Source organism: Gordonia sp. (in: high G+C Gram-positive bacteria), assembly GCF_047600385.1.
Taxonomy (GTDB): Bacteria; Actinomycetota; Actinomycetes; order Mycobacteriales; family Mycobacteriaceae; genus Gordonia.
The window spans coordinates 2,954,048-2,968,981 of record NZ_JASGKZ010000001.1 but is presented as its reverse complement, the minus strand read 5'-3'; the positions used below and the strand labels follow the sequence as shown (position 1 = coordinate 2,968,981).

The window sequence follows — 14,934 nt, the reverse complement described above, 5'->3', positions numbered from 1 at the left end:
GTCGATCTCGATGGGCGTCAACATCCTCGTGATTCAGACGACGATGGTGGCCGATCGATGGAACCCGGTCGGCACCCAGACGGGTCTGCTGGTCCTCTCCGCCGTGTTGTCGGTGCTCGCATGGTTCACCGTTCCGCGACGAGTCCGGGTGAGCGCGACCGGGTTCGGCGCGGCGAACTGGACCCGCCGCCGCGCGGTGCTCCTCGGTCTGCTCGCGGTATCGACGGCGCTGCTGGTCGTGTCGGCGCGACATGTCGACGTGCTCGACTCCGGAGCTCTGGGCCTGATCGCCCAGGTCGGCCCTCTGTACGTCCTGGGTCTCGTCGCTCTCGCCGGCGTCCTGGTGTCTGCGCTGCGATCGCCTCGCCTCGACCGCGTGGTGCTCAGTGCCTCGGTCGTGCTGGCCATCGCCTACAACTCGATGATCACCGGTATCGCCACCGGTGAGACATCGATTCCGACGGCCTACGTCCACAGCGGTTTCATCGAGATCCTCGCCCAGAACGGCCACATCCCGGACAACATCGACGCTCGCTTCAGCTGGGCCGGTTTCTTCAGCACCGGTGCGCACCTGCAGATCGGCCGCCGGCCTGCCCAACGTTCTCGACCTCATGGTGTGGGCTCCGCTGGTGTTCGGCAGTCTGCTCGCCTTCCCGCTGTACGCGATCGCGATCGTCGTCACCGGTCGAGCCCGTCTGGCCTGGATCGCAGTGCTGCTGTATCAAGCGGCCAACTGGTATCAGCAGGACTACTTCGCGCCGCAGGCCGTCGCGATGATCGTGTTCACGACGGTGGTCGCCACACTGCTGTGGCAGCTGCGGGCGGCTCCGCTGCCGCGCAGGAACGGCTCGTATGTCACGAACGTGTTCGCCGCGCTCACCCGGACACCCGGTCGTGTGCCCGGATTCGGTCCGGGCCGGACCCTGGCGATCGGCGCGACGCTGATCATGCTGCTCGCCGCGAACACCGTCACCCATCAGATCACGCCGCTGCTCATGATCATCGCGCTGAGCGTATTCGCCCTGGCGGGGGCCACCCGGTACCGGACCCTGTGGATCGCGGCCGGACTGATCTTCACCGTCTGGTTCAGCTACGGCGCCACCGACTACTGGCTCGGCCACCTCGGCATGCTGCTCGACGAGCTCGGCGCAGTCAGCGACAGCGTCGACAAAGGCGTGAGCCAGCGCCTGAGCGGCGATCCGCTCTACAAGAACATGCAATATCTGCGGATGGCGGCCTCGGCCGGATTCGTGCTGCTCGGGGTGTTCGGCTGGTACATCGCCCGGCGGATGAACAAGCGGGCCCAGTGGGTCGCCGCAGCCCTCTGCGGTGCGCCTGCACTGCTGGCGGGCATGCAGAGCTACGGCGGCGAGATGATCATCCGCGCCTTCCTCTTCATGTCTCCGGTGGTGGCGCCGCTGGCGGCGCTCGGACTCGCGGCGCTGTGGAGCCGGGTGCCCGCCCGCGTCCGTGTCGGTCGGATCGGAGCAGTGGTGCTGGTGGTGCTGACCACGCTGGTCGGACTGGTTGAGACCACCAATCGCGGTCTCAACACCGCGTTCGAGGCCAGCACCCGCGCCGAGGTGGTGCTCAGTCGCGAGTTCATGACCGCGGTGCCGCCGAACACGACGGTGATGACGTTCAATCACGCGCCGCACACCATCGGTATCCGTCGAGTGCTGGATCCGATGGGTCCGCGGATCGGCTACATCGACTCCTATCCGTGTCTGAACGACCTGGCGGCGTGTGCGCTCGACCGTGAACCGGACTTCGTCTACATCACCCATCAGGGCATGGAACTGATCGCTCTACAACACGGCCGTCCACTGGACGCCGTCCGCAAGGAGATCAACCAGATCATCGAACGCGGTGACTACGTCGTCGACGTCGACACCGATTCGATGCTCATCCTGCGCCGATCCGATGCAGACAAGCTCGTGATTCCGTCGGCGTCCCTCTTCTCGTCCGACAGGAGTCTGCGATGACCGCGGCCGTCGTCATGTTCATCGTCTCCGCTGCGCTGTATGTCGCCGGCACCGTGGTACGCGAGATCCAGGTCGGTCCGGACGGCGTCCTCGGACGGCGCTGGCTCGCTCACACGATCACTCTGCTCCTCGTCCTCTCCACTTTCGCGACGGTCGTTCTGACCTTCGCCCGACTCACTCTGATGGCGGTCAACTGATGAAGATCCGAAAGCTCGCCGCGGCTTCCCTGCTGCTGGTCGGTTCACTCGCCGTGAACTCGTGTTCGACGCCGGATTCGACAGCCGGAGCGACCAAGAAGAACTGTCCCACCGCCGAAGTGGTCAGCGGGCAGTCGCCCTGGTCTCCGGGCAGCGGCTGGCGGCAGATCTTCTTCGACGACTTCGACCGGTGCGAGCTCGGTAAGAACTGGAGCACCTATGACGGCAAGCCGGGCGGAAACCCGGTCGGCCGGTGGGATCCCGCGAACGCGATCGTGTCCGGCGGGATGCTCAAGCTCGTCGGGGAGAACACCGCCGACGGCTGGCGGACCGGTGGCGTCTCGAACTTCCCGGTGACCCAGCTGTACGGGCGCTGGGAGATCCGGATGCGGGCGCAGCCGAGCGCCGACCTCTCCTATCACATGCTGTTGTGGCCGAAGAACGAGCAGTGGCCCCCGGAGATCGACTTCGCCGAGAGCGTGTCCGCCGACCGCCGATCGACCGAAGCGTGGATCCACTGGAAGGACGCCCAGGGGCAGAACGCCAAGACCAACACCGCGGTCCGGGGTGATTTCACCAAGTGGCACACGATCGGCGTGGAGTGGCTGCCGGGCATCGTCCGCTACCTGCTCGACGGTCGAGTCTGGGCCGAGGCCCGCTCCGATCGCATGGTGTCCAAGACTCCGATGTGGATGGCTCTGCAGACCGAGGCCGGTGCCTGCGAGCGCCGTCTGGACTGGGGTATGGCGCCGTGCGCCAAGAACGAGCCGCGTCCGAAGAAGGCCGCCGTCGAGATCGACTGGGTGGTGGTCTACCGACCGAACGGCGACGTCTACCAGCAACGCAGCGAGGACGGTTACGGACCTCGCCCCGGTGCGGTTCAGCTCACCGAATCCTGAACCGGTGCGGTCTCGGTCGACGAGTCGTCGGCCGAGACCACGGCGTCCGAGGTGCGGGATCGGATGACGAGGCAGACGAGCAGCGTTCCGGACACCGTCGCGCCGACGCCCTCGGCGATCAGCATCGCCCAACCCGCCGAGACGATGCCGTGGACCGGCAACCACAGCGCCGTGAGTCCCAGCATCAGTGCGGCGGTGACCGACTGGATCACCAGGGCCGGCCAGAGACGACGGCGCACCCGGCACAGCGCAGTGTAGATCGCACTGACCGCGGTGAGCGGCAGTCCGAGCGAGGCGATCCGCAGCACGTCGGTGCCCGCCGCCGCGTAATCGGATCCGGCCAAGGTCAGCACGAAGGGACCGACCACGATGAATCCGAGTGCGGCGGTCACCGAGATCGCGGCGAGGATGCCGCTGAACCGGAGGGTGAGCGAACGGAGGTCGGCGCCGCCGCTCGCCGCCGCGACATACGGACCGGTGAGCATCGTCAGGAGCACGATCACCGAGGTCAACAGTGACCAGACGATCGCGAAGTAGGCGTTGTGGTCGGCACCGACCGTGCCGATCACCATCATCGGCAGAATCAGCGGCGTCAGGGCGGTGACGACGAAGATCGCGTAGTTCCCGACCACGAACCGCAGTTGGTCGCGCAGCGGGGGCAACGTCTCGGCGGTGGTCGCCGGGGTGTCACGCAGCTGACGCATCGCCGCCCAGCCGACGACGAATGTCGCGACGGCGGCCGTGACGACCCAGGTTCCCGCCATGCCGGTGCGGCCGATGAAGAAGGCTGCGACGACGGCGAGGACGAGTTTGACGACGGCGTGGAATATGTTCTTCCAGGCGGCCCACCGGGCCCGGTACATCGCGATGGTCACGTTGTCGAGCAGCGCGAAACCAGACAGGACGACGACGAAGAACGGGAACAGCACGCGCTGGGTCGTGTTGGCGAACATCTCGTCAGCGGGTCCGACGAAGAGGAAACCGATACCCAGTACCAGGCCGAAGCCGGTCGCCGTCAGCATCCCGTAGAAGGCGAGTGCCGCGCGGCGGTCGCCGGCGATCGGCAGAAACCGCTCGAAATAGGCACCGAGACCGAGGTTGCCGAAGTTCGCCAGCATGGTGGCCGCGGTGATCACCGCGGACGCCGCCCCCACCTCGCTCGGCGGATACAGCCGCCCCATGACGATCCAGTAGATCAACCCGAGTCCTGCGGTCAGCGCCGCCGACACCGTGAGCGCCAGCGAATTCCGGCCGATACCCGTATCCGCATCGCTCACGTCAGAAGTCACTCGGTCCAGTCAACTAGCCGAACCTAATTGATGGCAAGGCAACCCTAAGTGTTACTCATCACTATCGGCCTTCTCGTCTTGGGCTATCGATGAGGCTAGCCTAATCTGATTTCGTCGCCGCCGGGCGGACCCGACGGCGATCAGCCCGACGAACAACCGAGGAGAAGCACCGAATGACCACCGAGGCGGAAGCCCCCAAGTCAGCGCCGATCAAAGAGGTCGCGCCGGTGCACGTCACCGATCACATCGATCCGCTGCTCCGGGTCGACGGCAAGGAACGCACCGGGGAGCACTTCGCCTGGGTCGACGTCCGCCACCTCTCCGGCCAGGCACGTGAGGCCGTCGTCGCCGCCGCGTTGAACCAGGGTCTGGGCGGCGTCGTCAGCGACGACGCCGAACTGCTCGAGACGCTTCCGCCGACCGTCCGCCGGGTGCTGCTGCCCTCGGCCAAGAGCAAGAAGAAGGCCGTCGGCGGCGACCTGGTGATCGTCGACGCCGACACCCTCACCGAGGACGCCAAGCCCGAGGGCGTGCACGTCGTGGTGAGCGATGCGGCCACCCTGCAGAACGCCTGCGAACTGGTCCGCCGCGTGCCGTGGACGCTGCTCACCTTCACCGACCCGACCAAGATCCCGCTGGAGATCGTGATCGCCGCCGCGGAGAACTCCGGCGGCAAGACGGTGACCGTCGTCGAGGACATCACCGACGCCGAGATCGTGAAGCTGGTCCTGGAGCACGGTTCGGACGGCCTGCTGCTGGCCCCGCGCCACGCCGACGACGTCGTCGCCCTGGCCGCGACCCTGGAGCCGAGCACCGAGAAGATGGAGCTCTCGCCGCTCACCATCACCTCGGTGGAGCACATCGGCATGGGCGAGCGCGCCTGCATCGACACCTGCTCGCTGCTCGATCTGGACGAGGGCTGCCTGATCGGTTCGTTCGCGAGCGGCATGTTCCTCTCATGCAGCGAGACCCACCCGCTCCCCTACATGCCGACCCGCCCGTTCCGCTGGAACGCCGGCGCCGTGCACTCATACGTCCTCACCCCGGGCAACCGCACCCGGTACGTGAGCGAACTGCGCGCCGGCCAGCCGATCCTGGCGGTCCGCACCGACGGTTCGGTGCGCGAGGTGCGCATCGGGAGGGTCAAGATCGAGCGCCGCCCGCTGATCTCGATCACCGCCGAGTCCAAGGACGGCAAGACCGTCAACGTGATCGCGCAGGACGACTGGCACGTCCGCCTGCTCGGCCCGGGCGGCAGCGTCAACAACGTCACCGAGCTGAAGCCGGGCGACGTGCTGCTGGGCTACGTGCCGACCGAGGCGCGCCACGTGGGTCTGCCGATCACCGAGTTCTGTGACGAGCGCTGAGCTCACCTCCGCCGCCGCCTTCGGAGCGCTGTTCTCCGAGGCGGCGGAGTCCCATCCGGACCACGACGCCCTGGTGTTCGGGTCGCGACGGGTGTCCTACCGGGAGCTGAACCGTCTCGTCGGCGCGGCGGCCGACCGGATCGAGCCCGGAGACCTCCCGTTCCTCGTCCGGATCCCGCCGGTCGCCGACCACGAGTCGTTCCTCGACACCGTCGCCACGATCCTCGCGGCGTTCTCCGTCGGCCGGCCGCTCACGCTGCTCGATGCGGCGCTCCCCGACGAGCGCGTCCGCATCGTGACCGAGGCGGCCCGGGCCGAGGTGCCCGGCTGCACCGTCCTGATGTTCACCTCCGGGTCCACCGGGACCCCGAAGGCGGTCCGCCAGGGACCGCAACTGTGGCGGCAGCAGGTGGTCGAGCTCCGCGGCGAGCTCGCGCTGGAACCGGGCGCGACGCTGGTCACCGCCTTGCCGATCAGTTTCGGCGGCGGCCTGGAGGTCGCGGTCACCGCGCTCCTCACCGGCGCCGCACTGGTCCCCGTCGATCCCCGGGACGACGGTGTCGACGGTCTCGTCGCGACGCTGCGCGAGCACGCCGAGGCGCAGCTGCATCTCTCGCCGCACCTGCTGCGCGCGCTGAGCGCGCACCCGGATGCCCCGGCGGCGCTGACCGGCGTCCGGCTCGCCTCCACCTGCGGCGAGGCCCCGGATGCGGTGGACGTCGCGGCCCTGCGCGCGGCGGCCCCGCACATCTCCTTCCTCAACCGGGCCGGTTCCAGCGAGGCCGGGCACCTGGCGTTCGATCTGTACCCCCCGGACCGCGCGCTTCCCGAGGGAACGCTCGTCCCCGGCCGGATCGCCGACGGCAAGACCCTGCTGGTCCGGGACGAGGACGGCCGCCCGGTGCGCGACGGCGAGGTGGGCCGGATCGAGGTCGTCTCACCGTTCCTGTCGCTCGGTTATCTCGTCGACGGCGCACCGGTCGACTTCCCCCTCGACGACGACGGTGCGCGCCACTACGTGCTCGGTGATCTCGGCGCCGTCGACGGCGGCCGCCTGCGTCTCGCGGGCCGATCCGACGATGCGGTCAAGATCCGCGGGTACCTGGTGGACGTCTCCGAGGTGCTCGCGGCCGCCCGGCGGGTCCCGGACGTGGTCGATGCGACGGTGATCGCCCGCAAGGGACCCGACGACCGCGCCGACCTCGTCGCCTACCTGGTTCCGGCACCCGGCGTGCGTCCGCCGTCGGTCGCCGCGGTGCGCGCCGAGCTCGCCCGCGGTCTGCCGGACTGGATGCAGCCGACCCACGTCGTCCTGCTCTCCGAGCTCCCCCGCACCGAGCGCGGCAAGATCGACCGCAAAGCCCTGCCCGCACCGGCCGCGCGGCCCGCCCACCGCTCCCCCCGGACCCGCACCGAACGTCTCCTCGCCCCGATCTGGGAGGACCTGCTCGGGGTGCCGGAGATCGGGCTCGACGACGATTTCACCGCTCTCGGCGGAGATTCGCTCACCGCGGTGGACCTGCTCGGCCGCCTCACCGAATCCTTCGGCACCCGGTTGACGCTGCCCGAGGTGACCGCGGCGGGGACCCTGCAGGCCCTGGCGGCGGTGATCGACGGCGCCGACGACACGGAGGCGTTCGCCCCCGAGGTCGCGGAACTGTCCGGCCCGGCCGCGGTCGGACGCCCGATCGTCGTGGCCTTCGCCGGAGCGGGCGAATCGGCGCACGCCTTCCTCCCGCTGGCCCGGCGACTCCCCGACCACCGCGTCGTCGGCATCTCCGCGCACGGGCTGGAACGACGCGGGATCCCCGACTACACCGTCGGCCGGGCGGTGCGCCGCGCCGTCCGGCAGGTGCGCGCACTCGCCCCCCACGGCCCGTACCGCTTCGTCGGCCACTCGATCGGCGGGATCATCGCCATGGAGACCGCACGACGACTCGAGGCCGACGGGGAGACCGTCGACCGGGTGGTGTGCCTGGACACCGTCCTCGACGACGCCCTGCGCCGCGGTTCACCGATCTGCTTCCCCGCCCCCGAAGGAGTCCGGGACACCGAGACGCCGCCCGACGACGTCGTCGGGCAGACGACGGCGCAGAAGTGGCGCACCCGCGCCGAACTGCTGAGCGCCGGATGGTGGCCGCGGCCCGCGGCCCGCCAGTGGGCGCTGTTCCACGACCTCGGGCGACGCACCGCCGTCCTGCATCGGTTGCGGCCGTGGGACGGACCGGTCACCGTCGTCCTGGCCGAGGGGAACGACGACCCCGAGCAGTGGTGGTCCCTGGTGGCCCCGCGGGTCCGCGGCGTCCACCGGGTCTCCGGCGATCACACCGCGATGCTGCGGCCGCCGTTCGTCGCCGTCACCGCCGACCTGGTGGCTCGGGCGCTCGATCCGAGTCTGCCGGAGTGATGCGCCGGTCCCCGGCCCCGCGACGCTTCGCGGTGCACATCCTCGCGCACCGGGACCCGCATTCTGTTCGGCGATCTCGTCGCCTCGCTGAAGCACGAGCGGATCGACGTCGTCGCGCACATCGACGCCAAGAGCGATCAGCGCCCCTTCGTCGCGGCCGCGGCCGGCGGCGCGCGGTTCGTCACCGACCGGATCGACGTCCGCTGGGGCGGGTTCAGCCAGGTGCGGGCCACTCTGGCCTGTCTGGCCCTCGCCGGCGACGGCTACCATCGTCATTCGCTGATGTCCGGGGCCGACGTGGTCCTGCGACCGCTCGACGAACTCATCGAGATCTGGTCCGGGGACCGAGAGTATCTGCGCATCGATCAGGCCCTCGAGGATCCGGTGTTCGCGCAGTGGCACAAGGTCGCCCGCTTCCACTTCCCCGACCGGCCGCGCCTGACCCGATGGTCCGGCCGCATCCCCCGCCGGGTGCCGACCCGGATCCCCCTGATGCAGGGCAGTCAGTGGTGGTCGTTGACCGGCGCCGCCGTCGACCACCTGATGACGACGTTCGACGACGACCCCCGCTGGCTCGAATGGTTCCGCTTCTCCTCGTGTCCCGACGAGTACGTCATCCATTCGGTGCTCGCGGCCTCTCCCTTCGCCGACGCGCTCGGCGACATCGCCGGTCCCGGCGGATTCACCGACCCGGTCCGCGGCCAGCACTTCATCGACTGGCCCGACGTGACCGCGACGCACCCGGATCCGGTCCGCGAGGCCGATCTGCCCCGGGTGCTCGCGAGCGGCGCCTTGGTGGCCCGCAAGGTCGGACCGGACTGGACCTGGCGCGAGGCGAGTCGATGAGCGGCGTGCGCGACCGTCTCATGGTCAACGCGTCGGCGCTGATGATCTCCTCGGTGGTCACCGGTGTGTTCGGGCTGATCTACTGGATCGTCGCCGGCCGGATGTTCGACGCCCCCGACGTCGGCCGGGCCTCGGCGCTGATCAGCACCGCCACCATGCTCGGCTCGCTCTCGATGCTCTCCCTCGACGGCGTCTACGAACGTTTCCTCCCGCTGGCCGGCGGCCGGACCCGGGCGGGCGTGGTCGGCGGCTACCTGGTCACCGGCGCCGTGGCGCTGCTGTTCGGCAGCGTGTTCGCGTGGCTGCCGACGTCCGAGCATCTGCTCGACGACACCGGCGAACGACTCCTGTTCCCGCTGATGGTCGTCGTGTTCACCGGTTTCGCGCTCACCGATCCCATCCTGACCGGGCTGCGGAAGGCCCCGGCCGTCGCCGCCAAGAACATCACCTTCTCCGTGGTGAAGCTGATCCCCCTCTTCTTCCTCGGCGCCGGGATCGCCACGGCAGGCATCGTCTTCTCCTGGACTCTCGCGGCGTTCGCGGTCACGGCGATCTTCGCGGTCGTCGCGATCCGGGAGGCGCACGCCCGCCGGGCCGCGCCGGTCGAACTCCCCCCGGCGCGGGAGCTGATGTCGTACCAGGGCGCGTTCCTCGCCATGATGCTGGTCGGCATCGCGATGCCGCTGGCGCTGCCGCTGATCGTCGTGCATCGGGCCGGTCTCGGCGCCAACGCCTACTTCAATCTCGCGTGGACCATGTGCAGCGCCGCCGGTCTGCTGCGCAGCGCGGCCGCGTCGGCGTTCGTCGTCGAAGCCGTGACCCCCGGGGCCGATCAGGCCGCGCTCCTGCGGAGGTTCGCGCCGCTGCTGGGGGCGATCACCGTGGTCACCGCCCTCGGTCTGGCCGTCGTCGGACCGGTGGTGCTCCGACTGGCCGGTCCCGACTACCTGGCCGCCGGTTGGAAGCTCATGCTGGTGATGGCGGCGACGACGATCCTGGAGACCGTCGTCACCTCGTACTATCTCGTCGCGCAGCTGCATCGACGGCTGCGGCTGATGCTGGTCTCGCAGCTGCTGGTGTTGGTCGTGACGCTGGGCAGCGCGTATCTCCTCGTGGCCCGGCTCGGCATCACCGGGGTGGGAGCGGGCTACGCGCTCGGCTACGCGCTCGCGCTGTGCGTGGTGATCGTGCCCCTGATCCGCGCCGTCCGCGCGATGCTCACCGCACAGCCGGAACCGGTTCCCGACCCGTCACCGGACCCCACCGCCCCCTCGGATCCCACCACCGCATAGACCTCGTCCGGCTCGGCCGCGCCCGAGAGGAGTCAGCCGCGAGTTCACCGGTGCCCGTCCCCGCGACACCCGCCTGCGGTCGGCGAGGTCCAGTGATAGGTTCCAGTCACCGCGATTCAGCTCCAGGAAGGGGCGACCTGAAATGGCATCCATCACCAAGGTCCAGTACATCGACGACATCACCGGGCAGGAGGTGAACGAGAAGGATCTCGTGATCGTCGAATTCAGCATCGACGGCGTCACGTACCGACTCGATACCACCGAGGCCGGTTCGGAGACGTTCTACGCAGCCGTCGCAGAGTACGTCGAGAAGGCCCGTCGGGTCGGCGAACAGAAGAAGCGTCCCGGCCGTGTCGTTCTCTCGTCCATCGATTTCAACGACGTTCGCGCCTGGGCGAAGGAGAACGGCTACCCGGTGAGCGCCCACGGCCGCATCCCCCTCAGCGTCATGGAGGCGTACGACAAGGCGCACTAGAGGAGTGATCCCGGTGGGAGGACCGCTACCGGTCAGGGGTGCCGGACGCCCTGACCAGGGAGCGGTTCTCCTCGCTGGTCGAGATCTCGACTCCGCTCGATCACCGAGGAGCACTCGATCACCGAGGAGTTCTCCGATGCCCTGAGTGAGCGCACCGGGAAGCACTCGTCGAGACCGCCCGAGCAGACCGGGAACGCACCGCGTCCGTCCTCACGCGCGGGCGGCGGCCGCGGCCTCGACGATCCGGCGGGCCACGAAGCGCGCCGACCCGAGGCCCGGGCGGCTCCGCCAGACGGCGAATCCGGCCGCCGCGGTACGGGCGGTCGTGCGGACCAGACCGTCCGGGTGCGGCCACAGCAGTGCCGCGAGGTCCGCCGGATCGGGTCCGGGGACGCCGAGCCGTCGTGCATAGGCCACGGCGGCGCGCAGGTGCGCCTCCCGCTGCGCCTCGGCGTGCCGGTCGCTCACCTGGCCGTCGTGCATCCAGTAGCGGTATCCGACGATCGGCAGGTTGCCCACCTCGCCGAAGGCGACCAGCCGGGTGAAGAACTCGTAGTCCTCGGCGTGCGCGAAGTCCGGGTCGAAGCGCAGCCCGTTCTCCTCGATCACGCTCCGCCGCATGAGGATCGACGCGCCGCAGTGGCAGGTGGACAGGAACAGCCGGCGGCGGCACCCGGCATCGGACCGGGGTGTCCGGATCCGGAGTTCGAAGGCGCCGTAATGCTCGTAGTCGGTGCCGCACGCCACCGCGGCCGGCCGCGCCCGCAACCAGTCGAGCTGGGCCGCCAGCCGACCCGGGACGGAGAGGTCGTCGGCGTCCATCCGGCCGATGAACTCCCCCGTCGCCTCGTCCAGGCCGCGGTTGAGCGCCGAGACCAGCCCGCCGTTCTCCTTCCGGACCACCCGGACCCGCGGGTCGTCGAGTACGGCGAGGGCGTCGGCGCCGCCGTCGGTGGACCCGTCGTCGACGACGAGCAGTTCCAGTCCCGGGATCGGTTCGGCGAGGATCGATTCGGCGGCCGCGACGACCGTGTCGGCGGCGTCGAACATCGGCATGATCACGGTGACCGTCGGCGGGCCCCCGCCGACGGCACCGTCGCTCATCCGCTCACCGCGCTCGGTTCGACGACGGTCCGCCGCTGGATCCGCACCTCTTCCTCCTCGGTGAGCACGATCCGCCGCATGGACCACTTCAGACATCACCGGGGCCATCACCGAGGTGAGCACCGCGACGATCACGATCGCGGTGTACATCGGCACCGAGAAGATCCCGAGTCGCAGTCCGGTGCTGGCGATGATGATCTCCAGCGCACCTCGGGCGTTCAGTCCGGAACCGGCGGCCGTCGCCTCCCAGCGGCTCAGCCCGCCGACGCGCCCGCCGAGATACGATCCGGCGAACGTGGAGGCGACCGCGACCACCAGCACCATGACGGTGCTCACCGCGATCACCGGATCGGCCAGCGTCGTCAGGTCCACACGCAGTCCGGAGTTGGCCAGGAAGAGCGGCATGAGGACCGTCATCGTCACCGTCCGCAACGGGGCCAGCAGGTGGGGGGCGCGCGGCCCGATGATCAGACCGGCCAGGAAGCCGCCGAGCACGGCTTCCAGATGCAGGAACTGGGTCAGTGCCGCGCAGCCGAGGATGAAGGCCGCCGCCCCCGGGACGAAGGTGCCCGACGACGCGTGCGGCGATGCCTCGTATCGGGTGAGCGCCCGGCCCACCAGCGGCCGGAGAACCAGCAGCGCCACCGCGAACGCGCCGATCGTCGCCGCCACGATCGAGGAGACGGCCCCCACGGAGGCGCCGATGGTGACCGCCGCCGAGGCGACCGCGACCAGGATCCAGGCGATCGCGTCCTTCACGGTGGCGGCGGCGAGCACGATCTGTCCGACGTTGCGGTGCAGCAGCCCCATCTCGGTGAGGATCTTGGCGATGATCGGGATGGCGCTGACCGACATCGCCGCGGCGGTCATCAACGCGAGCAGCCCCGTCGAGGAGTCCGAGCGCATCGCCTGGGGCACCCAGAGTCCCACGGCCACCCCGGCGAGTGCCGGGACCAGCATGCCGATCAGCCCGATCGTGGCGACGGGCCGGGCGCGGCGGCGGATGAAGTCCATGTCGAGTTCGGTCGCGGCGAGCCCGATCAGCAGGACCACGCCGATCTGTCCGATGGCATTCGGACAGATGCTGCTGTTCCGCATCGGCGGGGAACACCGCCTGCTGCAACCACGGCCAGACCGTGCCCAGGATGGACGGCCCCAGGAGCACGCCGGTGAGCATCTCCCCGGCCACCCGGGGGGCGCCGAGGCGTTGCGCCACGCTGCCGAGCAGCAATGCGGTCACCAGCAGTACCGCGACCTGCATGAGCAGCATCGTGACCGCGTGATGCCCGAGGAACGGCACCGCCGCGTCGGCGGCGAGAACGGTGGGAGTCATCTGTGGACCTTCGCTGTCAGAAGAGGTGTTCGGGATGCATGTGCGAGGGCGCCAACTGCAGGACCGTCATGTCCCAGGCGAAGAAACGGCGCTTGTCGATCGATTCGGAGTACAGGTCGGCGAGGGCTTCGCGCCGGTTGCTGTGCGGTCCGACGACGCGGTAGCACGCCTGGTTGAAGGTGCCGAACCACATCTGCATGAACAGCCGCGGATTGCGCATCATCATGCTCATCGGGATCAGGCAACCGATCTCCTTGGCCAACGCATCGAGGTACAGGATGTTCGACGGCGTCGATTCGGGATGGGTGGGGCTGAGCGAGGTCCAGTGCTCCTCCCACGCCTTGTCCGTGGCGATCCGTTCCCGCAGGTCCGTCGGAACGGGAAGCTTCCCGTTCAGGACGCGGGCGAAGTAGCGGGCCTGCATCTCCGCGCAGAGCGGGACCGCGCCGCTCAACGGGCGGATGAAACCGATGAAGGCCGCCGTGCCGTCGTGGTCGGGATGCAGGAAGTGCCGGTAGAGGTTGCGGACGTTGCCGTCCTCGACGGTCAGATCACCGATCGCCAGGTGGGTGGGCTTGTAACCGGTGCACAGGATGATCGTGTCGAACTCGCCGGACGTGCCGTCGCCGAAACGGACGGTGGCTCCGTCGAAACCGTCGATGCCGGTGTCGTTGAGGAGCACCCGTCCGTCGACGAGCGCCGGGATGAACGACACGTTCTTGCAGAAGATGGCCTTCTGCGTCCAACTGCCGTCGGGGTGCGACGTCCGGTTCCACTGCCGGATCGCGTCGAAGTTCTCCTCGGTGTGCGGGGTGTCGATGTCGATCTTCAGCGGATGCATCGGCTGACCGAGCGGGTTGACCTCGGCTTCGGGCTTCCGCGTCCACGGCAGGACCCGGTTCATGCCCTCCTTGAGAACTCCGAGGGCCGTCGTGACGACGCCGAGCACCACCGCCATGCTCAAGAACGCCTTCTTCGCGAGCGCGCTGTCGCCCCAGAACGTCGGCAGGACGAACGGGTACTCGGTGGACCGCCGGAGCATCTCGTGGTGATGGGAGCGAACGGTGCCGTGGTCGGTGGTGCGCGAGCCCTCGACCCGGGGCAGCAGGAACGCCCGCGACCGGATCACCAGGGTGCATTCGTCGGCCACCTCGGCCACCTCGCGCACGACGTCGGCGCCGGACTCGGCCAGGCCCACGATCAGCACACGCCGGCCGCGGAACGGCTCGGCGTTGCGATAGCCCGCCGAATGGATCACCTCGCCGGAGAACTTCTCGATGCCGGGGAGGTCGGTGTTCGGGGTCTTGAACGGCCCGGAGCACACCGCCACGGCGTCGAACTCCTCCACCGCGTCGACCCCGTCACGCCGGGTGGCGACGGTCCAGCCGCCGTCGTGCCGCGTCAGGTCGGTGACCTCGGTGCCGAACCGGATGTGGTCGGCCAGCCCGTAGCGGCGGGCGTAGGAGCGCAGGTACTCCCAGTACTGGGCGCGGGTGTAGAAGACGCGGTCACCGCGGTGCGGATGATCGGAGTAGGCCATCAGTTTGATCGAGATGGTCAGGAAGAGGTTGTCGCAGGCCTTGGTCTTGCCTGCGTCCTCGCCCTCGCGGAGCCAGAGTCCGCCGAGATCGTCGTTGCGGTCGTAGCAGACCACCTCGTGCCCCTCGTCGCGCAACTGTTTGATCGTCGTCAGCCCCGACGATCCCGCTCCGACCACGCACACCCTCATCGATTCTCCTT

The 14,934-nt window shown here is 69.3% G+C and carries 11 protein-coding genes; 8 read left to right on the top strand and 3 right to left on the bottom strand.

The window, feature by feature from the left end; genetic code table 11:
• Positions 1-563: 563 nt before the first annotated feature.
• The 3 genes from QM809_RS13360 to QM809_RS13350 are packed head-to-tail and all read left to right on the top strand — an operon-like array spanning position 564 to position 3,081.
• On the top strand, positions 564-1,985 hold the full coding sequence (locus QM809_RS13360; protein ID WP_415046242.1) for a hypothetical protein: 1,422 nt from the start codon (positions 564-566) through the stop codon (positions 1,983-1,985).
• On the top strand, positions 1,982-2,182 hold the full coding sequence (locus QM809_RS13355) for a hypothetical protein (protein WP_415046241.1): 201 nt from the start codon (positions 1,982-1,984) through the stop codon (positions 2,180-2,182). The genes QM809_RS13360 and QM809_RS13355 overlap by 4 nt, the downstream gene beginning before the upstream one ends.
• Positions 2,182-3,081, top strand: coding sequence for a family 16 glycosylhydrolase (locus QM809_RS13350; protein WP_415046240.1), 900 nt, complete (start codon positions 2,182-2,184; stop codon positions 3,079-3,081). Before QM809_RS13355 ends, QM809_RS13350 begins: the two co-directional genes overlap by 1 nt.
• Here QM809_RS13350 and QM809_RS13345 read toward each other — a convergent pair.
• Positions 3,063-4,370, bottom strand: a complete 1,308-nt coding sequence (locus QM809_RS13345) for a lipopolysaccharide biosynthesis protein (protein ID WP_415046239.1) — start codon at positions 4,368-4,370, stop codon at positions 3,063-3,065. The genes QM809_RS13350 and QM809_RS13345 overlap by 19 nt on opposite strands.
• 173 nt (positions 4,371-4,543) lie before the next feature.
• Here QM809_RS13345 and QM809_RS13340 point away from each other — a divergent pair, with 173 nt between their 5' ends.
• The 5 genes from QM809_RS13340 (at position 4,544) to QM809_RS13320 (ending at position 10,757) form a co-directional block, all read left to right on the top strand.
• The gene (locus tag QM809_RS13340) at positions 4,544-5,737 is read left to right on the top strand and encodes a 3-dehydroquinate synthase II family protein (RefSeq protein ID WP_415046238.1); all 1,194 of its coding nucleotides are present in this window, start codon (positions 4,544-4,546) and stop codon (positions 5,735-5,737) included.
• Positions 5,724-8,144: an AMP-binding protein gene (locus QM809_RS13335; protein WP_415046237.1), complete on the top strand. Its 2,421-nt coding sequence runs from the start codon at positions 5,724-5,726 to the stop codon at positions 8,142-8,144. Before QM809_RS13340 ends, QM809_RS13335 begins: the two co-directional genes overlap by 14 nt.
• A gap of 60 nt (positions 8,145-8,204) precedes the next feature.
• Positions 8,205-8,990, top strand: a complete 786-nt coding sequence (locus QM809_RS13330) for a beta-1,6-N-acetylglucosaminyltransferase (protein ID WP_415047089.1) — start codon at positions 8,205-8,207, stop codon at positions 8,988-8,990.
• Positions 8,987-10,282 (top strand): lipopolysaccharide biosynthesis protein, encoded by a 1,296-nt coding sequence (locus QM809_RS13325; RefSeq protein ID WP_415046236.1) that lies wholly within the window; start codon positions 8,987-8,989, stop codon positions 10,280-10,282. The genes QM809_RS13330 and QM809_RS13325 overlap by 4 nt, the downstream gene beginning before the upstream one ends.
• 142 nt (positions 10,283-10,424) lie before the next feature.
• Positions 10,425-10,757, top strand: coding sequence for a histone-like nucleoid-structuring protein Lsr2 (locus tag QM809_RS13320; protein ID WP_415046235.1), 333 nt, complete (start codon positions 10,425-10,427; stop codon positions 10,755-10,757).
• A gap of 210 nt (positions 10,758-10,967) precedes the next feature.
• Here QM809_RS13320 and QM809_RS13315 read toward each other — a convergent pair whose 3' ends face one another.
• Entirely contained in the window at positions 10,968-12,959 is a 1,992-nt protein-coding gene (locus QM809_RS13315) for a cation:proton antiporter (protein WP_415046234.1), read from the bottom strand.
• A 251-nt stretch (positions 12,960-13,210) separates the two neighbouring features.
• Positions 13,211-14,923 carry a flavin-containing monooxygenase gene (locus QM809_RS13310; protein ID WP_415046233.1) on the bottom strand — a complete coding sequence of 571 codons (1,713 nt, stop codon included), beginning with the start codon at positions 14,921-14,923 and terminating at the stop codon, positions 13,211-13,213.
• Between the last annotated feature and the right edge of the window lie 11 nt (positions 14,924-14,934).